This is a genomic window from Rhizobium sp. EC-SD404 (genome assembly GCF_902498825.1).
Classification (GTDB): domain Bacteria; phylum Pseudomonadota; class Alphaproteobacteria; order Rhizobiales; family Rhizobiaceae; genus Georhizobium.
The window spans coordinates 623,157-644,825 of sequence record NZ_LR701459.1 but is presented as its reverse complement, the minus strand read 5'-3'; the positions used below and the strand labels follow the sequence as shown (position 1 = coordinate 644,825).

Below are 21,669 nucleotides of genomic sequence, written 5' to 3'. Positions count from 1 at the left end.
GGGAAGCATGCGAGCGATCGACCCCGGACAGGATCCCGGCATCAGAATCGAAGAGGCTTTGGCCGAGGTGCTGGCGCGCGCCTGCACAGGCCACGCGCCACCCTTGCTGGCGGCGGCCTATCACCATGCGGTCTTCCCCGGTGGAGCACGGATCAGGCCACGCCTGACGTTGTCGGTGGCTGGTGCCTGCGGCGACGATCGCCCCGCAGTCGCCAATGCCGCAGCAGCTGCCATCGAGCTTCTCCATTGCGCATCGCTGGTGCATGACGACATGCCCTGCTTCGACGACGCCGACCTTCGGCGTGGAAAAGCCTCCGTCCACCTGGCATTTGGCGAACCACTCGCGCTTCTCGCGGGCGACGGCCTGATCATTCTCGGCTTTCAGACACTGGCGATGGCCGGTGGTGTGAGCGCTGAGCGGGCTTTGCAGCTCACGCTGATCCTCGCCCGCGCGACAGGCATGCCGGGCGGCATCGTTGCCGGGCAGGCCTGGGAAAGCGAGCCCGAGATAGACCTCGTGCTCTACCAGCAGGCCAAGACCGGCTCGCTTTTTGCCGGTGCCGCGATGGCCGGCGCTGCAGCGGCAGGGCAGCCACACGAACCATGGGCCGGGCTCGGATACCGGCTGGGCGAAGCGTTTCAGGTCGCCGACGACATCCGCGACGTGTGCTCAACGCGCGAGGAAATCGGCAAGCCCATCGGCAAGGATGACGCTTTGGGTCGCCCGAACGCAGTCAAGGCACTGGGGCTGAAGGGCGCGGTCCGCCGCCTCACCTCGCTCATCGACGAAACGATCGAAGCCGTTCCGGATTGTCCGGGAAGGGACGCGCTGCGCCGCCAGATCCAGCGCGAATCCGCGCGGTTTCTTCCGGCATCCAGCGCGCTCCTGCCCGCATGACATGGTGGACCAACCCTATTCCGCGGGCTCGCCGCTGCGCCGCTTGCTGTCGGCGTTCCATGCATTTCGCAGCCGCCAGGTAGCGCGCAGGGAGTTTCGAGATTTTGCCGCGCGCTTTCCGCTGACCCGGCCGATCGCGCGCCGCAACGCGTCCCGCCTCTTCGATCTGACCGCCGGCTTCGTCTATAGCCAGGCCCTATCGGCGGCCGTCGAGCTCGATCTTTTCGATCAGATGGCGCGCCGTCCCCAATCCACGGCAGACATTGCGGAAACCGGCGAAATGTCGACGGCGTCTGCGCACACATTGATGCGGGCGCTCGCATCTCTGGACCTCGCCCACCAGCAGCCCGACCGCCGCTATGCCTTGGGCACACTCGGTGCGGCGCTGGTCGACAATCCCGGCGTCGTGGCCATGATCCGCCACCACAGCCTGCTCTACCGCGATTTGGCCGATCCGCTGGCGCTCTTGCGCACCCCGAAATCCGACACGGAACTTCGGCGGTTCTGGAACTATCGCGATGCGGAAGGTGACGGGGACGCTGCGGCCGGACGCTACAGCGACCTGATGGCCGCCTCGCAATCCTTCATCTCCGCGGAGATCCTCTCGGCCTATCCTGTCCGCAACCATCAAGTGGTCCTGGACGTCGGCGGCGGCGACGGCAGCTTCCTTCTTGCCGTCGCCGCACGAGCCAGAAAGGCCAGGCTGGTTCTTCTCGACCTTCCCGCAGTTGCCACCATCGCCCGCCGGCGTTTGCACGAGCATCCTTTCGGCCATCGCATAGAGGTGCATGGAGGCAGTGCATTTTCCGACGCTCTTCCGCTCGACGCCGACCTCGTGACGTTGAACCGCGTTCTGCATGACCACGACGATGGCGACGCACAGCGATTGCTCGCCAATCTCCACCGGTCCATGAGCGCGGGCAGCCGGCTTCTGCTGAGCGAGCCCATGTCGGAAACGGACGGCACGAGCGCCATGGCCGATGCCTATTTCGGCTTTTATCTGCTCGCGATGGGACAGGGACGACCCCGCTCCGCGGAGGAAATCCAGGCGATGTTGCGGGCAGCCGGCTTCGAAACGATCCGCGCGCTGCCTGCGCGTCAACCGCTGCTTTCTCGCAGCATTCTGGCGATCCGCTAGAAATCTCATTGTCACAATATGTACAAAAGATTTGACAAACTAATGTGTCAATATATGCTGACACTTGGTCGTTGGGAGTGTTGTCTGCCACGGCCGCCAGGAGCAGGTCATGAATGCGCATGCCGTAGTCCTTCACGAGCCCAAACGTCTGTCGCTGATTGATCTCGCGCTCAAGAGCCGGGACGACGACGACGTGGTCGTGGCCGTGCACTACAGCGGCGTCTCCACCGGCACCGAGAAGCTTTTCTGGAGCGGTACGATGCCGCCCTTCCCGGGCATGGGTTATCCGTTGGTTCCCGGTTACGAAACGGTCGGCGAAGTGGTGGAAGCCGGTCCGACATCCGGCCGAAAGCCGGGTGACTTCGTCTTCGTTCCGGGCGCTTCCTGCTACCGCGACATGCGCGGTCTCTTCGGCGGCGCCTCCTCGCGCATCATCACGCCCGGCAACAGGACGACGATCGCGCCGCGCAATGCGCAGTCCGTGCTCATGGCGCTTGCCGCGACCGCCTACCATGCGCTGCAGACCTGCCCCAACCAGATGCCCGATCTCATCATCGGCCATGGCGTTCTCGGCCGGCTCATCGCACGTCTTGCCATCGCCTGTGGCGCCCCCGCGCCGACCGTCTGGGAAACCGACCCGGAGCGCCGAACCGGTGCGCAAGGCTACACGGTCGTCGATCCGGCCGAAGACGAGCGGCGCGACTATGGTTGCATCTGCGATGCAAGCGGCGACAGCGCCATCCTCGATCCGGCGATCCGCCATCTGGCGCGCGGCGGCACGGTCGTGCTCGCCGGGTTTTACGATCAGCGGGTCGGCTTCGCCTTTGCCCCTGCCTTCATCAAGGAATGCGCGATCCGCATTGCCGCCGAATGGCGTCCCGAGGATCTCGCAGCCGTCAGCACGCTGGTCGAAGAGGGTCGCCTTCCGCTTGACGGCCTGATCACCCATCGCAGCCATCCGGAAGACGCCGACAGCGCCTACCAGACCGCATTTTTCGATCGCAACTGCCTCAAAATGATCCTCGACTGGAGAGACATCCAATGAATTCTCACGTGAAGATCGGCGCGAGCGAACCGAAATCCGGCGCGATGGACGAGCTCCACGCCGCATTGCGCGCGGAAGCCTCCGAGCCAATTGCAACGCCGGAAACAGGTGAAGCGAAGAAGACCACGCAGATCATCGCGATCTACGGCAAGGGCGGCATCGGCAAGTCGTTCACGCTCGCCAATCTCTCCCACATGATGGCGCAGCAGGGCAAACGTGTGCTGCTGATCGGTTGCGACCCGAAGAGCGACACGACATCGCTTCTGTTCGGTGGGCGCGCCTGCCCCACGATCATCGAGACATCCTCCAAGAAGAAGGCGGCCGGCGAAGAAGTCGAGATCGGCGACGTCTGCTTCAAGAAAGGCGGCGTGTTCGCCATGGAGCTCGGCGGGCCGGAAGTCGGTCGCGGCTGCGGCGGACGCGGCATCATCCACGGCTTCGAACTGCTCGAGAAACTGGGCTTCCATGAATGGGGCTTCGACTATGTGCTGCTCGACTTCCTGGGCGACGTGGTCTGCGGCGGCTTCGGCCTGCCGATCGCCCGCGACATGTGCCAGAAGGTCATCGTCGTCGGCTCCAACGACCTGCAATCGCTCTACGTCGCAAACAATGTCTGCTCGGCGGTCGATTACTTCCGCAAGCTCGGCGGCAATGTCGGTGTCGCGGGCATGGTGATCAACAAGGACGACGGGACGGGCGAAGCGGCCGCATTTGCGGAATCGGTCGGCATTCCGATCCTCGCTGCCATCCCTGCCGACGAGGACATTCGTCGCAAGAGCGCCAATTACGAGATCATCGGCCTGCCCGGCGGCCGCTGGGGCTCGCTGTTTGAAACGCTAGCCTTGAACGTGGCGGAAGCCCAACCGGTGCGCCCCAACCCGCTGGAGCATGACGGGCTGCTCGCGCTCTTCAAGGGCAGCGACGTCGGTGCGCATGTGGTGCTCGATCCCGCGACACAGGCCGACATGCGTGGCGGCATCGTGGTCGAGAAGCAGTCCCTCGAAGTCGTCTACGACGTGGTTTGAGCGCGATCATGGATGACCGCCCGAGCCAACTGGATCAAAGATTGCCGCTCTCGGGAGAGCGCGACAACGACGCCGCGAATGCCGGACGCGGTGACGATAGCGGCTCGCCGGTATTCGATTCCGTCGTCAATGATCGGCCGGTTTCGGCCAAAGGTTCCTGCCATGGCGGCAAGGCCGAGATGGACAAGGCCGCGCGTGCCAACGGCAAGAGCGCGATGCTCGACCAGCTGAAATCGGATTACCCGACCGGCCCGCACGACCAGCCGCAATCCATGTGCCCGGCCTTCGGCTCTCTGCGCGTCGGGCTGCGTATGCGTCGCACGGCAACGGTGCTCTCGGGATCTGCCTGCTGTGTCTACGGCCTGACCTTCACGTCCCATTTCTACGGCGCCAAGCGCTCGGTCGGCTACGTCCCGTTCAATTCCGAAACGCTCGTGACCGGCAAGCTCTACGAGGACATCCGCGACGCCGTCCACAAGCTGGCGGATCCGGAACTCTACGACACGATCGTCGTCACCAATCTCTGCGTGCCGACAGCATCGGGAGTGCCGCTCCGCGCATTGCCCAAGGAAATAAACGGCGTGCGCATCATCGGCATCGACGTGCCGGGCTTTGGTGTGCCGACCCATGCGGAAGCCAAGGACGTGCTGGCCGGCGCCATGCTCGCCTATGCCCGCCGCGAAGCTGAACAGGGCCCCGTTGCAGCGCCGAGCACTGCCGTCACCGACAAGCCGACCGTCGCGCTGATCGGCGAAATGTTCCCGGCCGACCCGGTCAGCATCTCCCGCCTCATCGAACCGCTCGGCCTTGCCGCCGGACCTGTCGTTCCGACACGCGAATGGCGCGAACTCTATAGCGCCCTCGACTGCGCGGTCGCAGCGGCGATCCATCCGTTTTACACCGCGAGCGTTCGCGAGTTCGAGGCTGCCGGCCGTCCCGTCATCGGTTCGGCCCCCGTCGGATTGTCGGGCACAGCAGCCTGGCTCGACGCTGTCGGCAAGGCAGCGGGCGTCGCGCCCGCCATCATCGATGCCGCCAAGGGCTTGGTGCTGAACCCGATCGCTGCCGCATTGAAGGCAGCGCCGATAAACGCCCGCATAACGCTGTCGGGCTACGAAGGCTCCGAACTGCTGGTCGGCCGGCTGCTGAAGGAATCCGGCGCGGACCTCCGCTATGTCGGCACCGCATGCCCGAAGACGCGCTGGTCGCAGGAAGATGCAGCTTGGCTCGAGGCCCACGGCGTCATGGTGAAGTTCCGTGCGTCGCTGGAAGACGACATCGCCGCCTTCGAGGAATTCTCGCCGGATCTCGCGATAGGCACCACACCGGTCGTGCAGCATGTGAAGCAGCGCTCGGTCCCGGCGCTCTATTTTACCAACCTCATATCCGCCCGTCCGCTGATGGGGATCGCAGGCGCCGGTTCGCTGGCAACCGTCATCAACGCGGCCGTTGCCGGCAAGGCGCGCTTCGATCGCATGACGGACTTCTTCGAAGGGGTTGGCACCGGTGCGACGTCCGGCGTCTGGCCGCAAGTCGGAGGACCCGTCTGATGCTGGTCCTCGATCACGATCGTGCCGGCGGGTATTGGGGCGCCGTTTACGTCTTCACGGCGCTCAAGGGCCTGCAGGTGATCATCGACGGGCCCGTCGGTTGCGAAAACCTGCCGGTCACCTCTGTCCTGCATTACACCGACGCTTTGCCGCCGCATGAACTGCCGATCGTCGTCACCGGCCTCGGCGAAGAGGAACTCGGCCAGATCGGTACCGAGCAGGCCATGAAGCGCGCCCATTCGACGCTCGATCCCGCTGTTCCTTCCGTGGTCGTGACCGGCTCGATCGCCGAGATGATCGGCGGCGGCGTGACGCCGGAAGGCATGAACATTCAGCGCTTTCTGCCACGCACGATCGATGAAGATCAGTGGCAGAGCGCCGACCGCGCGCTGGCCTGGCTTTGGAAGATCTTCGGCCCGAAGAACAAGGCAAAGGCGCTGGAGAAGGCGAAAGCAGCCGCCGAGAAGCGCGGAGGCAAGCCGCGGGTCAACATCATCGGCCCGGCCTACGGCATGTTCAACATGCCATCCGATGTCGCGGAAATCCGTCGCCTCGTCGAAGGCATCGGCGCGGAGCTCAATCTCATTTTCCCGCTCGGCTCGGACCTGGCCGAGGTGCCGCGCCTTATCGATGCCGACGTCAATGTCTGCATGTATCGCGAATTCGGGCGCAAGCTCTGCGAAGACCTCGATCGCCCCTATCTGCAGGCACCGATCGGTCTTCACTCGACCACACTTTTCCTACGCAAGCTCGGCGAGCTCACCGGTCTCGATCCGGAACCGTTCATCGCCGCCGAAAAGCACACGACCATCAAGCCGATCTGGGATCTCTGGCGGTCGGTCACCCAGGATTTCTATGCCACGGCGAGCTTCGGCATCGTGGCGGGTGAAACATATACGCGCGGCATCCGGCATTTTCTCGAAGAGGACATGGGCCTGCCATGCAACTTCGCGATCGCGCGCATCGCCGGAGCGAAGACCGACAACGACGCCGTGCGCGCGGCGATCAAGGCAACTCCGCCCTTGGTGCTTTTCGGGTCGTTCAACGAGCGCATGTATGCCGCAGAACTTGGCGCCATGCACGGACCGCGGCCTGCGTTCATTGCAGCCTCGTTTCCGGGCGCTATCATCAGGCGGCACACGGGAACGCCGTTCATGGGCTACGCCGGGGCGACCTATCTCGTCCAGGAAGTCTGCAACGCACTCTTCGATGCGCTCTTCCACATCCTACCGCTCGGCACCGATCTCGACCGTGTCGAGGCCACGCCGGCGCGACCCGAGCGCGCGCTTGGCTGGAACGAGGCGGCACGCGCGCTGCTGGACGAGGCGATCGAAGCCCACCCCGTACTCACCCGCATCTCCGCCGCCAAACGGCTGCGCGATGCTGCGGAACGGCAGGCTCGCAATGCGGGCGAAGACGAAGTCGGCATCGGGCGCATGCGCTCGGTGCTGAACGGAGAATTGGAGCCGGCGTAATGCCGGGGCGGCTCTGCCGCAGGAGGGACTGCACATGGCTGTCATCGATATCGCCAGACCGGGACACGACCGTCGCGAACGACGCGCGGAGTATCGGGAATACCGGCTCACCTATTTCGGTGTCTTCGCCTTTTTCCTGATCGTCGCCATCGGCCTTCGCCTGGCGCCGCGCCGGTTGCGCGCCTCAGTTCCCGCTTTGAGCGGTCAACGATCGATCCTCACCGAGGTTCGGGTTGCCGCAAGCAGCTGCATACCGTTCGCCTACCGCTGAACGGCAACAGATCCCTTGCGGTTCGCCGCAAAGGAAAACGCCGAGGACGCCTCCGGGCCGAGACGGCAAAGCAGACTCTGCCGGCACGATCCCGTGCCGTTGGGGACCATGGCCGAAAGGCCAAAACCTAGGAGGTAGACCATGGCTGAGAGAATCGACGGCGCGCTGTCGGGGCTTTCCGAAGCAGAGGCCAGGGAATTCCACTCCGTCTTCATGAGTAGCTTTATTGGCTTCGTCATCGTTGCGGTTATCGCTCACATCCTCGTGTGGATGTGGCGGCCGTGGCTGCCGGGACCAGAGGGTTACGTCTCGCTCAACGACGGCGTTCAGCCGGCGCTCAGCGTCCTTCAGACACTCGTCGGCTGAGGAGAGAAGACCATGTGGAGAATCTGGCTGCTTTTCGATCCGCGTCGTGCACTCGTCGCGCTTTTTACGTTCCTGTTCGCACTTGCTCTGTTGATCCATTTCATCCTGCTCAGCACGGAACGGTTCAACTGGCTGGAAGGCGCGCCGCAAGCCGCCCCCGCCGCCGCATCGATCGAACAGATCGTTCCTGCACCATTCGAGCACCAACTCGGATAGTGCCGGTTCAAGACCGGTGCGGGCGCCGGCGGCCAGTCCGCCACGCCCGCGTCCATCCGCACAAATCGGCTGCGAAGTCCGCCTCGTCTGGAGAGCGGAAACGGGTCCTTCTGGGAAGGGAGATGGCGCCATGGCAATGCTCAGTTTCGAACGGAAATATCGCGTGCGTGGCGGCACGCTTCTCGGCGGCGACCTCTTCGATTTCTGGGTCGGCCCGTTCTATGTCGGCTTCTTCGGTGTCACCACCATCTTCTTCTCATTTCTCGGCACGGCGCTGATCCTCTATGGCGCAGCGATCGGCCCGACCTGGAACCTGTGGCAGATCTCGATCGCCCCGCCCGACCTCTCCTATGGACTGGGCCTCGCGCCTCTCAAGGAAGGTGGGCTCTGGCAGATCATCACGATCTGCGCCATCGGCGCGTTCTGTTCCTGGGCGCTTCGCCAGGCCGAAATCGCCCGCAAGTTGGGCATGGGGCTTCACATCCCCTTTGCATTCTCTTTCGCGATCTTCGCCTACATCTCGCTCGTCGTCATCCGCCCGGTTCTGCTCGGCGCCTGGGGTCACGGTTTCCCCTACGGCATCATGAGCCACCTCGATTGGGTGTCGAATGTCGGCTACCAGTACCTGCACTTCCACTACAATCCGGCCCACATGATCGCGATCACGTTCTTCTTCACGAACGCGCTTGCGCTTTCCATGCACGGCGGCCTGATCCTGTCGGCGACCAATCCGCCGAAGGGCGAAGAGGTGAAGTCTCCCGAATACGAAGACACCTTCTTCCGTGACACGATCGGCTATTCGATCGGCACGCTCGGCATTCACCGGCTTGGCCTGTTCCTGTCCGTTTCCGCCGCTTTCTGGAGCGCGGTCTGCATCATCATCTCCGGTCCCTTCTGGTCACGTGGTTGGCCGGAATGGTGGACCTGGTGGCTCAACCTGCCGATCTGGTCGTGAGGAGGCGATACCATGTTCGAATATCAAAACATCTTCACGCGCGTTCAGGTCAGATCCGAGCCAGACATGGGCGTTCCGATGCGCACGGGCGCCTGGGGACGTGAGCCTCAGGCAGGCTTTTCCTACTGGCTCGGCAAGATCGGCAACGCCCAGGTCGGCCCCATCTATCTCGGCTGGACCGGCATCGTCTCGCTCATGTGCGGCATCATCGCCTTCGAGATCATCGGTCTCAACATGTGGGCTTCGGTCAACTGGGACCCGATCCAGTTCGTGCGGCAGCTGCCCTGGCTCGCGCTGGAGCCCCCACGGCCGGAATACGGCCTGACGATCCCCCCGATGTCGGAAGGGGGATGGTGGCTGATGGCCGGCTTCTTCCTCACCACCTCCATCCTTCTGTGGTGGGTGCGCGTTTATACGAGAGCACGCGCTCTCGGCATGGGCACCCATGTCGCCTGGGCCTTCGCCTCCGCTATCTTCCTTTATCTGGTGCTGGGCTTCATCCGCCCGCTCCTGATGGGCAGCTGGTCGGAAGCTGTTCCCTTCGGCATCTTCCCGCACCTGGACTGGACCGCCGCCTTTTCCCTGAGATACGGCAACCTCTTCTATAACCCCTTCCACATGCTCTCGATCGCCTTCCTCTATGGGTCGGCTGTTCTCTTCGCGATGCACGCAGCCACCATTCTCGCGGTGTCTCGTGTCGGCGGCGAACGCGAGATCGAGCAGATCACCGATCGCGGCACTGCATCCGAACGCGCTGCACTCGTGTGGCGCTGGACGATGGGATTCAATGCAACAATGGAATCTGTTCACCGCTGGGCATGGTGGTTCGCAGTCCTTGTCACGCTGACCGGCGGCATAGGTATCCTGCTCACAGGCACCGTCGTCGACAACTGGTACCTCTGGGCCGTCAAGCATGGCGTCGCGCCGATGTATCCCGAAATATGGGCACCGCTGCCGGATCCGGCAGCAGCGCTCGCCATCGAGTAGGAGGGCGCCATGAGAATCGCATTGTCGTTGATCGGCATCGTCGCTGCCGCCTTGCTGACGATCGCCATGATGTTGACCTGGGAGCGGCCTCCGATGGAGGTCACCCAGATCGGCTACCGCGGAACCGGGATGGAACAGGTCACCAATCCCCGAATCCAGGAGGCCGCTGTTGTCATTCCCGAGCCTCTCTATCCGCCGGAATCGGCGGAAGGCACCCGCGCCTCCGAAATCTACGAGAACGTTCAGGTTCTTGGCGACCTGTCGGACGCGCAGTTCAACCGGCTGATGGCGCACATCACCGAGTGGGTCGCCCCACAAGAAGGCTGCGGCTATTGCCACAACCTCGAGAACATGGCGTCCGACGAAATCTACACCAAGGTCGTCGCCCGTTCGATGATCGAGATGACCTGGGACATCAACCAGAACTGGGACGACCACGTCGCCGAAACCGGCGTCACCTGCTACACCTGCCATCTCGGCCAGCCTGTACCGCAATCGGTCTGGTACCAGAACGAGGACCTGCCGAGTGCAGGTGGAATGGCAGGCGGTCGCAATGGACAGAACGTCGCCACCGAGGTCGCGGCCTATTCGTCGCTGCCCTACGACGCGCTGACCGACTACCTCGTTGACCGCGAAGTTATCCGCGTGGTTCCGACCAATGCCCTGCCCATCGAAGACCAGGAAGGCATGCCGATCCAGGCGGCCGAGAATACCTATGGTCTGATGATGCACATGTCGGACTCGCTCGGCGTGAACTGCACCTTCTGCCACAACACGCGTTCCTTCTCGAGCTGGGAGACGAGCCCGACGCAACGAACGACGGCCTGGTACGGCATCAACATGGTCCGCGATATCAACCAGGACTACATCCTGCCGCTTGAAGGGGTCTTCCCGCCCAACCGCCTCGGACCCCAGGGCGACGTGCCGAAAGCCGTCTGCTCGACCTGCCACAACGGCGTGAACAAGCCTCTCGGTGGCGTGAGCATGCTGCAGGACCATCCGGAACTCGCCGGCCCGCCCGAAATGGCCAGCGGTACGCCCGATGCCGAAGGCGGCGACGGCGCGACCATGGACACCCCGGCGGACGAGGCTCCCGACCAGGCACCGGCCGAAACGCCGGCGGATGGCGCGACTGCACCGGACGCGGAGAATGCAGTTCCGGGCGATCCGGCTCCTGCGGATGCAGGAACACCGGATGACGCCGCGACGGATCCGGCGCCGGCTCCCGACGCTACCGGTGCCGAGCCAGCGGCGACTGAGGAGAGCCAGCAGCCCGCCGCTCCCGCCGACAGCACGGTTGCGCCCGCCGTAGAACCGGCCGCACCTCCTGCGGCCGAAGAAGCCGTGCCACCGGCCGCCGAGGAGCCCGCTCCTCCTGCGCAATAGGCGAACCAAAAACGGACGACGGGGAGCCCCGTCGTCCGCAACCAAATGCGCAAATTGGCGGCTTCGGAAGCGAGACGGTTTTCCTCCCGAACCCAGATCCCTCCCGACGCCATTCGAAGCGGCCCCGGCTCAAACCGGGGCCGTTTTGCGTGAGGGAAGCTGCCTTGTCGGAAGCTCTTACCCCTGGCAAGAATGTCTCCTCGGCAACTTTCTTCTATGCGGGGATCTGCTGCTCGGCCGGCGCATTTGTCGGCGCAAGACCTCGGGCAGGAGCAACCGGCGGCACGCTCGTTCCCTGGACGGGCCTGACACGCGCTTTCTGGCCTTTCAGCAGCTGCGCTTCCCATTCGAGGTAATAGGCAAGCAGGAACTGGAGCGCGATACCGGCGCTGAGGATGGCCGTGTCGAGCAGAAAGCCGGTTTCCGTCACCTGGCTGACGACCTGCCCCGCCATGGAGAGGATCGTCCCGCCCACGAAGACCGGCAGGCCATGACGACCCATGACGGCCAAGGGGTTGGCGTGGCCGAGACGGGTGATCCTGGAAAAGATCGGAAAGGCGAGGAACACATATGCCAACGCCAGCACATGCAGGAGCCGTGGCAGCGTGAGGAATGTCTTGTTGAAGTCGCCAAGGACGAACGGCAACGGCAAGGCCTTTTCCAGGCCCCACAGAGGTAGCTTCACCCATGCGAGGCTGACCAGAAGATAGACGATCGAGGCACCGACCAGACCCGGATGGATGGCGATGCGCCCGCCGCGCTTCACATGCATCACGCCGGCCATCCCGATCGCGAAAAGGAACTGCCAGGAGAGCGGGTTCAGGAACCAGGTGCCGCCATTGGGAAAATGAGGCGGCCCGATACGGTAGAGCCCGGCCAGCAGCCAGAGCGTTGCGGAAACGGCAAGCATCAGCCGCAGGCTGCGCGTGCCGATGAGCAGCAGGACCGGCACCATGACGAGCACGGCGGCGTACATGGTCAGGATGTTGTTGTAACCGAGTTGGTGGCCAAGCGTGACGATGCCGTACAGCGCCATGGGCGTGTCTTCGAAGACCGCCTTGAGATTGATGCGCTCCAAGAGATCCGGTGCGGAAAAATAGATCGCCCCGGCGGAGAAGATAGCGATCGTCACCATCGTTGCCATGATGTGCGCGACGTAGAGCGTGAACGCCCGCCGCCATGCGCGAATGGCGCTGGCAACCCGCTGCCCCGCCTGGAACTTGGACCCATAGGCCAGCCCAACCGCGATGCCGGAAATCAGAACGAATGCTTCCGTTGCATCCGAAAAGCCGAAATTGCGGCTCGTGAAAATCTCGTACGGATTGCCGGGCACGTGGTTGATGAAGATCGTGATCAACGCCAACGCGCGCAACACATCGAGCCGGCTGTCGCGGCTGTCGGTTGGCGGCGCAGCCAGGGGAAACGACTGCGCGTTCGGGTTTGCAAAGAAAGCCATTGGTCTTCAAGCCTGTCCAAGCTTCGCCACCCGCGAAGCTCTCTGGCTATCGCAAGGTGGACACCGTTCAAGACACGCGCGCACCCACTCGCTCGCGCCTTATCGGCTGAGAATGTCCCTTGAAACCTGTACCGGCCGATTGGCGATCTTGTTTTTCTTCTTGATCGGCCGGACGAATTCAAACGCCACGAGCGGCGTTTGGTTGCAAGCTATAGTGCGATCCCGGTCTTCACATTCTCCACCAGAACGTCATTGACGGTGATGCGCAACTCGGACGCTTCGCGTTTGACCTCGATGCGATAGCTCTTGTCATCCAGACGCAATTGCGCGGAAAAGCCAGGCCAGCTGCTCGGTAGGCTCGGATTGACGATCAGGCGATCGCCCTGCCGTCGAATGCCGAGAATGGCTTCCACCGCCGCGCGATAGAGCCAGCCGCCGGAACCCGTGTACCAGGTCCAACCGCCGCGTCCGTCGCGTGGACCGCCGGAATAGATGTCGGCGGCAACGACATAGGGCTCGACGCGGTAGCGGTCGGCAGCCGACCGATCGAGCGCGTGGTTCACGGGATTGAGCATCGCAAAGGCACGATGCGCTTCGTCGCCACGGCCCAAAGCTGCCAGAGCGTAGACCACCCACGTTGCGGCATGGGTGTACTGCCCGCCGTTTTCACGGACGCCCGGCGGATAGCCTTTGATGTAGCCGGGCTCCTTGTCGGAGTTTTCGAAAGGCGGCGTGAACAGCCGGATGATCTGCGCATTGTCGTCGACGAGATGATCGATGACGGCGTTCATCGCCTGCTCGGACCGCGCCGGATCGCCGAGACCCGAGAGAACGCTCCAGGACTGGGCGATGGAATCGATCCGGCATTCGTCGTTGATGTGGGAACCGAGCGGCGATCCGTCGTCGAAATAGCCGCGGCGATAGTAGTCACCATCCCAGCCGGGCCCGGCCAGAGCCACGGTTAGTTTCTCCACGTGGGCACGCCATGCGCCCGCGCGTTCCGTTTCACCGCGCTCCAGTGCGATCGCCTCGAAACGATCGAGGACATGGATCAGGAACCAGCCGAGCCACACGCTTTCGCCACGCCCGCCTTCGCCGACCCGGTTCATGCCGTCGTTCCAGTCGCCACCGAGGATCAACGGCAGACCGTTCGGACCCGTCCGCATGACGGCGAGATCGAGAGCCCTCGCGCAATGTTCGTAGAGCGTTGCCGTCTCTTCGGAATATTGCGGCTGGAAGAAGTTGTCGTGCTGTCCTTCCGAAAGCGCCGGTCCTTCAAGGAACGGCAGAGGCTCCTCGAGGATCGCAAGGTCTCCGGTCACCTGGAGATATTCCGCCGTTCCGTAGCCGAGCCAGACGACATCGTCCGAGATCATCGTGCGAACGCCGGCTCCCGTCGCGGGCAACCACCAATGCTGAACGTCGCCTTCGCGGAACTGCCGCCCGGCCGCATTCAGGATCTGCGCACGCGCCAGCGATGGATCATGCAGCATCAGCGACAGCGTATCCTGCAACTGGTCGCGGAAACCATAGGCGCCACTCGCCTGATAGAACGCGGAACGCGCCCGGATGCGGCACGCCAGCGACTGGTATGGCAGCCAGCGATTGACCATGAAATCCATCGCCCTGTCGGGTGTGTCGATGGTGAGCGTCGAAAGGAAGCCATCCCATTCGGCATTGATGGCATTGAGCGCCTGGTCGAAATGCGCAGGCGAAGCGAGTGCGGCGATTCGCTCGGCCTCTTCCGCGCTGTCCGTATCGCCGAGCGCAAAGATCACCGTCCGGCTTTCGCCTGGTGCCAAATCGATGTCTTTGGCGAGCGCGGCGCACGGGTCGCCGTCTGGCTCCATCATGCCGTCGAGGGGATAGAGTCCATAGACCGCATCCGGTCGATACACAGATCCTCCGGTGCCAATGAACGAACGCCGGCTGGTGGTGAAGCTGTCGGCGCCGTCAAGCGCCAGGAACGCGGTTCGCCCGGCATAGTCGATGCTGTAGGGGTTGGTCGCCGTCAGCAGGTTCTGTGCTGGCCGCTCCGACATTACGAACGGGGCTGTGCGGCCGCGATTGCCGCCAAGCACCCATTCCACGTAGCCGTACACCCTGAGATGCCGGCTGATCTCGCCATCGTTGCGAATGGTGAGCCGAGAAAGCTTCACCGGGTTTTCCGGATCGACGATCTGCGTGAGCTCGAGCGCAACACCGCCGCGATCAGTCGTAAATTTGCTGAAGCCCTGCCCGTGCCGGACCTCGTAGATTTCGGGTCCATCTTCGGCGAACGCTGCAAACGGCGTCATCACGCGGCCGGACTGACGATCGGCCACGTAGAAGGCTTCGCCCGGGCGGTTTTCGACCGGATCGTTGGTCCACGGCGTTAGCTGGTAATCGCGCGAATTGAGGCTCCACGTGAACGCCGAACCTTCTGCAGCGATGTGCCCGCCGAAGGTGCCGTTGGACAACACGTTGATCCAGGGCTGGGGCGTCGCTTCGCCGGCACGCAAGCGCATCACGTAATCCGCGCCATTTTCGGCAAATCCCCCATAGCCGTTGAAGAACTCGAGATCGCTGCCATCGACCGTTGCGGTACCAAGCTGCGCCTTGACGGCGCGGCCCGGCACCACCGGCGAAGTCACCGATGGGGTAGCGAGCATCTGGCGGTCATCATCGGCCTGCGTGGCACGGCCCTTGAGCTTGCGTTCCGCTTCCGCGGAGGCGCGGGCAGCCGCCGCGGCACGGTCGATCTGCGTCGACAATTTGCCGTTGCGGGCATGGAGCACGATCCGCGACGCCGCGAGCAACTGCTCGTAGGTCGCCTGGTCCATCAGGTCGCGCCGCACGGCAAAGATGTGCTGGCGAGGGCCGTCGGCCGTGCCGCGCAACCGCGCGTTTTCGCACATGGACTCAATCGCGTTCTGCAGATCCTGCGCGTAGGAACTCGCCTTCTCGTTGATCACCACGAGATCGGCGACAAGGCCGCGTGCGCGCAGATATTCCTGTCCGAGCAGCGCCTTGCGCACGATTTCGAGGTCGGTGTCGTCGTTGATCCGAAGCGCGCAGATCGGATAGTCGCCCGAGATGCTGAGCGGCCACAGAGCCGACTGTCGCGTGAGGCCGGACGTGAAGGATTCCGTCCCGCTGCGCAGCTCCAGATCCGGGTAGACCAGGTATCGCGCCAGCCGCTGGAAATCGGCAGCTTCCTGCGAACTGACGCCCACATGGCGCGTCTGCACCTGCGACCGGGTCCATGCCTGCATCAGCTCGTGGTTGAAGCTTTCCACGTGGCGATAGCGGGCAACGGCTTCTTCCAGTTCCGCGCGGCTCGGTGCAGCGATCGTCCAGAAGATCACCCGCGTCTTCTTGCCGGCCGGAACGCGGACGGTACGCCGCAGCGACAGGCACGGATCGAGCGTGAAGCCCTGACTGCCCGACAACGCATCGCGCCCGTCGAAGGCTTGCGCCTCGCCAAGGGTTCGGCCCCGGCCGATAAAGGCGCGACGGTCCGTTTCCACCTGGGTCTCACGGCTCGTGTTGGAGCTGTCGACGATCAAGTGGGCGACCTGCATGTCCGGATCGCCGGGCGACCGCTTCTTGCGCTCGGCAAAGATCGCATCGCCCTGACGGGCGATCTCGGTCTTCACGAACATCTTCGAGAAAGCCGGATGCGCCATGTCGGCATCGTCGGCCCCGATCACCAGTTCGGCGAAAGACGTGACCTCGATGAAGCGATCCTCTTTGGACGTATTGAAGATCGTAAGGCGCCTGCCCTCCGCGTCGCTTTCAACACCGACGATGCATTCGAGCTCGGTGCGGATATCGCCGACCGTCTTGTAGAATTCGGCCTTGTCGTCGGCGAAGATTGCCGTCGCCTTCTCACCCGGAGCCTGTTTCGGCTCGACCGTTGCGGACCACCAGTCACCTGACCGCGTGTCGCGCACGAAGATGTAAGAACCCCAGCGATCTTCCGTCGGATCCGGCCGCCAGCGCGAGACGGCGAGGCCGTTCCAGCGCTGATAGCCCGAGCCGGTTGCCGTCAGCATCGTCGAGAAGTGGCCGTTCGAGAGCAGGACCACGGTCCGGTCTGCGACCTTCGGATTCTCGACGATCCGCAACGCCGGGCGTCGCAAGTCGGTCGTGCCCTTGTCCGCCAGCTTCTCTTCGTGCTTGACGGTGATCACCGGCACGTCGCGCGGCGCCTTTTCCTGAAGCAGCAGCTCCGCCGCTTCGATCACCGGATCACTGTGGAACAGGTCCCTGAGGCGGCCGGAGAAGACGACATTGGCGATCGCGGTGATCGACATGCCGTGATGGTGGGCCATGTAGTTTTTGACCACCGCATATTTCTGCTTTTCAGGCACGCGGCTCGGCGTGAAGTCGACCGCGTCGTAGTAGCCGTATCGCCCCATCGCGCCGAGATTGCGCAGGCGCTTGAGGTTGGCGACCGCGTCGCGCGGTCGGTACTGGCTGGCAAGGATCGTCGCATAGGGGGCGACCACGGCATTCTCGCCAAGCCCGCGCTTGAGACCGAGCGAGGGCACGCCGAAATTGGTGTACTGATAGGTCATCTCCGGGTCGCGGGCATTGAAGGCCGCTTCTGAAATGCCCCATGGCACGCCGAGGCTTGCGCCATATTCCATCTGTCGCTTCACGATCAGATTGTTCGTCTGGTTGAGGATGCCGCCCTGGCGCTCCTGCATGACGAGCGGCGGCATCAGATATTCGAACATCGATCCCGACCACGACATCAACGCGCCGTGGGAGCCAACCGGCACGATTGGGCGGCCGAGACGGAACCAGTGCTCGGTGGGCAGATCGCCCTTGGCGATGCCGAACAGGCTCGTGAGCCGCGCTTCGGATGCCAGAAGATCGTAGCAGCTTTCGTCGAGTTCGTTCTCGACGACCCGATAGCCGATCGAAAGCAGCCGACGGTCGGCCCGAAGCAGGAAGCGGAAGTCCATCGAAAACGCGATATCGCGCGTGCGATCCCGCAATGCCTCTAGCCGTGTGCGCAGCGCGCTGATCTGCTGCGGCTCGAACACCGCATCGGCGACATGCGCCTCGCAGGCTGCGATCAGGCTGCGCGACCAGGAGATGAGATCCTGCGTCTCCGTCGAGCCGATCTCATTATGCAGATCGTCCGCGAGCTTTTCGATCTCTCGGGCCAGCACCGACAGGTTGATGGTGCGGATCGAAGCAAATTCCGGCTCATGCTTCAAACGCGCGAGTGCACGACGGAAGCCTTCGATGCGCTCCGATATCCGCTTGCGCAGCGGCCGAACCGTACGCCGGTCGTCGGCAACCTGCGCGAAGGTTTCTTCCAGAATGCCTGCGACATCGTCGATGCCGTCCAGCGAGCCCTGCAGGAAAGCCGCAGGCGCATCGGCCCAGTCGCGGCAGGCCGACGACACGGCGATCAGATGACCCGCCAGGTTCCCACTGTCGACTGCGGAAACGTATCGCGGCAGGAGCGGCTGCAATGTACGGGTATCGTACCAGTTCAGGAGATGGCCGCGATGCTTCTCCATACGGTCCAGCGTGCGCACGCATTGCTCCAGGCGCCGCACGGATTCCTCAAGGCTGATCCAGCCGAAATCCCGGGCCGAGACGATGGAAAGCAGATAGATGCCGATATTCGTCGGCGATGTGCGGCCCGCGACGACAGGTGCCGGCGTTTCCTGGAAATTGTCCGGAGGAATGTGGTTGTGCTCTTCGTTGACGAAGGTCTCGAAGTAGCTCCAAGTGCGACGCGCAACACGCCGCAACTCATCCCTGTCGCTGTCGCTGACGACGAGACGATCTTCCGTCTCGGCCGACTGGCTCACGAACCAGGCGATCGCAGGCGACAGAACCCACAACAGCGCGAAAGGCACGGCGACCAGCTCGCCGCCATTGCCGATGGACAGGAACGGTATCAGAAGCGCTAGAAGGCCGATGGCGACCGCTTGCCACATCGATCGGTAATAGGAGGCGATATCACCGGAAGCACCGGAATGCGCCTGCGCAGCCGTCCGCCATTCCAGCATCTTCTCGTGGCTGACGAACAATCGGTAGAGGCTTCTCGCCAGCGCGTCGGCCATGATCCAGGCGGTGTGGGCCATGAAGATGACGCGCAGCACGACCTGCGCCGTGGCGGATGCGAATTCCTCGACCACGGACTGAACGTGCGCACGCGGGATGATGTCGGTTCGCCGCGGGATCGCACCGGAAAGAAGGCCGAGCGTCGGAGCAACGAACAGGCTGACGATCATGACCATCTGCCAGACGAGGGCGTCATTGATCGGTAGGATCGTCCAGCCGGCCACTGATCCGAGCACCCAGACGATGGGGGTCAGCGAACGGCGGAGATTGTCGATCATCTTCCAGCGCCCGAGCGCCGTTACACCGCTGGTCGCCTTGCAGATGAAGGGCAAGAGCTGCCAGTCGCCACGTGCCCAGCGATGCTGCCGCGAAGCCTCGACCTGATAGCGAACGGGAAAATCCTCGACAAGCTCGACATCCGTCACCAGCGCGCTGCGGGCGAAGGATCCTTCCAGCAAATCGTGGCTAAGCACTGCGTTTTCCGGAATACGCCCGTTGAGCGCCGCTTCGAATGCATCGATGTCGTAGAGACCCTTGCCAGTGAACGAGCCCTCTTCGCCGATGTCCTGGTAAACGTCCGACACGGTGAAGACGTAGGGGTCGAGACCCCGGTTGACCGAGAAGATGCGCTGGAACGCGGAAGCCTCGTGCCCCGTCGTCAGCGAGGGCGTCACGCGCGGCTGGAGAATGCCGTAGCCCTTGGTTACGCGTCCCGTGTCGGCGTCGAAAACCGGCCGATTCATCGGATGCGCCATCTTGCCGACGAGCTTGGTGACGGCGTCACGCGTGAGGCGCGTGTCGGAATCGAGGGTCATCACATAGCGAATATCGGAGGGAAGCGGCGCTTCGGGCTCCAGATAAGTAGTGTCCTTGTCGCCGCGCAGAAGCAGGTTCAGCTCGTGCAGCTTGCCGCGCTTGCGCTCCCAGCCCATCCAGGCGCCCTCGGCCGGATTGTAGAGCCGACGGCGGTGCAACAGGAAAAAGCGCGTGCGACCGTCGAACGCATAGCGCGCGCTGAGTTCTGCGATCTGCTGGTTGGCATAATCCAGAATCTCCAGATCTTTGGCGCCCTCCTCGACGTCGCTGTCCGTCCAGTCGGAGAGAATTGCGAAATAGATTTCGCCCGCGGTGTTGGCGAGATAATGCACTTCCAGATTGCGGATCAGTTCATCGACACCATCGCGCGAACCAATAAGCGAGGGCACCACGAGCAGCGTCCGCTGATCTTCCGGAATGCCGTCCTTGAACTCGTAACCGATGAGCCGCGTCGGCCGAACGGTGAGCGAGACCAGCGTATTGTAGAGACCTGTTGCCGCTTCGGTTGCCGGCAACAGGAAAAACGCCATCAGCAGGATTGCAGGCCCTGTCGGGACGTCGAGCGACGAAAGCAGCCACCACGCGAGCCCCATGAAAATTGGAACAAGGGCAAGATTCGGCACCGCTATGGACAGCCAGCCGAAACGCTTGGCCTGATGCCAGATCCGGTCACGGATCGATGGCCAATAACCGATGGCCGTTTCCAGTTCGGCGCGGCGATCGCCAACCACGAAGGGCCCGATATCGAGCTCGTCGTCCGGCAGGGACGCCTCCGAGGCCATGGCCAGAGCCGTCTCGGCAACGAAGACCTCTTCCTTCTCGGCCCGGCGGGCAAGGCGCTCGATGGCGTCGCGGTAGATGTCGCGCGATTGGAAATCGAGGCGCGAGAAAGTCGACCGCTCCCTCAGAATGTTGTCGACCCGGCTGACCGTCTCGAACCAGACCGTCCAATCCGTGTCGTCGATCTTGCGCAGCGAGCGGATAATCGCGCCCATCGTGGCATTGCCGAAGGAAAGGCGGCTGTGCTCGCGCACCAGCACCTCTTCGGCGTCCATGCCGCGCTCTTCGAGCCGCGCCTCAAGCCAGGAAATCGCTTCTTCGGCGACGGCAGAGCCATCGCGCAGGCGATAGAGCATTTGCGCCGCAAACGCGTTGTCTTCGGTGTGCTTGGCGTTCTCCGAAAGCACGTCGCGGCAGCTCTGCCCGGGCTCGAGCTTCTGAATCCGATCGGCCACTTCGTTGGCGAGCCGGCGCATGTTGCGCGCGTGCTCGACGCGCACCGAAATGCGGCTGAGATTTTCGATCAGCACGAAGCGCACGATCGACGGCAGCGCCCAGACCTCGCCGATCTTCAGGACCTTCTTCGACTGGTACCCGTCGACCATTGCCGTCAGGCTCGGCATCGTGAGCGCACTGTGGGTGTGGGCGATGTACATCCAGGCGATGCTGAGAACGCGCGGCAACGCGCCGACGCCCGGCAGATCGATCGTCGGCAGCTGCCGATAGAATTTGAGCGGCAGATCCTGGCGCACCTGGCGAATGTTCTGTTCGACCAGATAGTGGTTGTCGAGCAGCCACTCCGCCGCCGGCGTGATCATCTCGCCGCTCTCGTTCGCCTCGCGGGTCGAGCGATACGCCTTCAGGATGGCAGCTTCGTTTTCCTTTTGGCGCGCCACGAGGTCGAAGGCACGAAATTCCGGCAGCGTGTGCACTTCGCCCGTGGCAAGACGCCCGCCAAGCTGCTTCAGATCGTCGTCGGACAGGTAGCTCGCGCGGATCGAATCGTTCTTGTTCATGCGCTTCAGGACTTTGGTGACGGCTGCACGGCTGGATGCGCCACCGCTGGCCCGTCGTGGATCCCGAGGCTCAGTCGAGCCTGCGGTCAACGCGCCATTGTCGAGGGACTTGTCCTGAAAATTCATCGGCGTTCGCTGCCCGCATATCTTGAGAGGTCGTTGAGCGGTTTGGATGATCTGAAAAGCGTCGCTTTCAGACACCGCATTCTGCGCC

Annotated in this window: 14 protein-coding genes; 12 read left to right on the top strand and 2 right to left on the bottom strand. The window is 63.3% G+C overall.

Annotated elements, in window-relative coordinates:
* The first annotated feature begins 7 nt into the window (after positions 1 to 7).
* The 12 genes from GC125_RS04055 to pufC all read left to right on the top strand — a co-directional run bounded on the left by GC125_RS04055 (position 8) and on the right by pufC (position 11,312).
* Positions 8 to 898: a polyprenyl synthetase family protein gene (locus GC125_RS04055; protein WP_151984156.1), complete on the top strand. Its 891-nt coding sequence runs from the start codon at positions 8 to 10 to the stop codon at positions 896 to 898.
* A 1-nt stretch (position 899) separates the two neighbouring features.
* The gene (locus GC125_RS04050; protein WP_151984155.1) at positions 900 to 2,036 is read left to right on the top strand and encodes a methyltransferase; all 1,137 of its coding nucleotides are present in this window, start codon (positions 900 to 902) and stop codon (positions 2,034 to 2,036) included.
* A gap of 109 nt (positions 2,037 to 2,145) precedes the next feature.
* The gene (gene bchC, locus GC125_RS04045; protein WP_151984154.1) at positions 2,146 to 3,081 is read left to right on the top strand and encodes a chlorophyll synthesis pathway protein BchC; all 936 of its coding nucleotides are present in this window, start codon (positions 2,146 to 2,148) and stop codon (positions 3,079 to 3,081) included.
* 44 nt (positions 3,082 to 3,125) lie between these two features.
* The gene (locus tag GC125_RS04040) at positions 3,126 to 4,106 is read left to right on the top strand and encodes a chlorophyllide a reductase iron protein subunit X (protein WP_151987533.1); all 981 of its coding nucleotides are present in this window, start codon (positions 3,126 to 3,128) and stop codon (positions 4,104 to 4,106) included.
* Positions 4,107 to 4,114: 8 nt separating this feature from the next.
* Positions 4,115 to 5,656 carry a chlorophyllide a reductase subunit Y gene (gene bchY / locus GC125_RS04035; protein WP_151984153.1) on the top strand — a complete coding sequence of 514 codons (1,542 nt, stop codon included), beginning with the start codon at positions 4,115 to 4,117 and terminating at the stop codon, positions 5,654 to 5,656.
* The gene (bchZ, locus tag GC125_RS04030; RefSeq protein ID WP_151984152.1) at positions 5,656 to 7,131 is read left to right on the top strand and encodes a chlorophyllide a reductase subunit Z; all 1,476 of its coding nucleotides are present in this window, start codon (positions 5,656 to 5,658) and stop codon (positions 7,129 to 7,131) included. Before bchY ends, bchZ begins: the two co-directional genes overlap by 1 nt.
* Before the next feature lie 34 nt (positions 7,132 to 7,165).
* Positions 7,166 to 7,402 carry a hypothetical protein gene (locus GC125_RS04025; protein ID WP_151984151.1) on the top strand — a complete coding sequence of 79 codons (237 nt, stop codon included), beginning with the start codon at positions 7,166 to 7,168 and terminating at the stop codon, positions 7,400 to 7,402.
* 141 nt (positions 7,403 to 7,543) lie between these two features.
* On the top strand, positions 7,544 to 7,768 hold the full coding sequence (gene pufB / locus GC125_RS04020; RefSeq protein WP_151984150.1) for a light-harvesting antenna LH1, beta subunit: 225 nt from the start codon (positions 7,544 to 7,546) through the stop codon (positions 7,766 to 7,768).
* Between the two features lie 12 nt (positions 7,769 to 7,780).
* A complete protein-coding gene (pufA, locus tag GC125_RS04015) occupies positions 7,781 to 7,984 on the top strand; it encodes a light-harvesting antenna LH1, alpha subunit (RefSeq protein WP_151984149.1) in 204 nt (67 codons plus the stop codon).
* A 130-nt stretch (positions 7,985 to 8,114) separates the two neighbouring features.
* Entirely contained in the window at positions 8,115 to 8,939 is an 825-nt protein-coding gene (gene pufL, locus GC125_RS04010; RefSeq protein WP_151984148.1) for a photosynthetic reaction center subunit L, read from the top strand.
* Between the two features lie 12 nt (positions 8,940 to 8,951).
* Positions 8,952 to 9,926 carry a photosynthetic reaction center subunit M gene (gene pufM / locus GC125_RS04005; RefSeq protein ID WP_151984147.1) on the top strand — a complete coding sequence of 325 codons (975 nt, stop codon included), beginning with the start codon at positions 8,952 to 8,954 and terminating at the stop codon, positions 9,924 to 9,926.
* 9 nt (positions 9,927 to 9,935) lie between these two features.
* A complete protein-coding gene (gene pufC / locus GC125_RS04000; RefSeq protein ID WP_151984146.1) occupies positions 9,936 to 11,312 on the top strand; it encodes a photosynthetic reaction center cytochrome PufC in 1,377 nt (458 codons plus the stop codon).
* Positions 11,313 to 11,526: 214 nt separating this feature from the next.
* On the opposite strand, the gene GC125_RS03995 is transcribed toward pufC, so the two are convergent.
* Entirely contained in the window at positions 11,527 to 12,768 is a 1,242-nt protein-coding gene (locus GC125_RS03995) for an OpgC family protein (RefSeq protein WP_151984145.1), read from the bottom strand.
* Positions 12,769 to 12,977: 209 nt separating this feature from the next.
* Positions 12,978 to 21,455, bottom strand: coding sequence for a GH36-type glycosyl hydrolase domain-containing protein (locus GC125_RS03990; RefSeq protein WP_286165597.1), 8,478 nt, complete (start codon positions 21,453 to 21,455; stop codon positions 12,978 to 12,980).
* Positions 21,456 to 21,669: the final 214 nt, after the last annotated feature.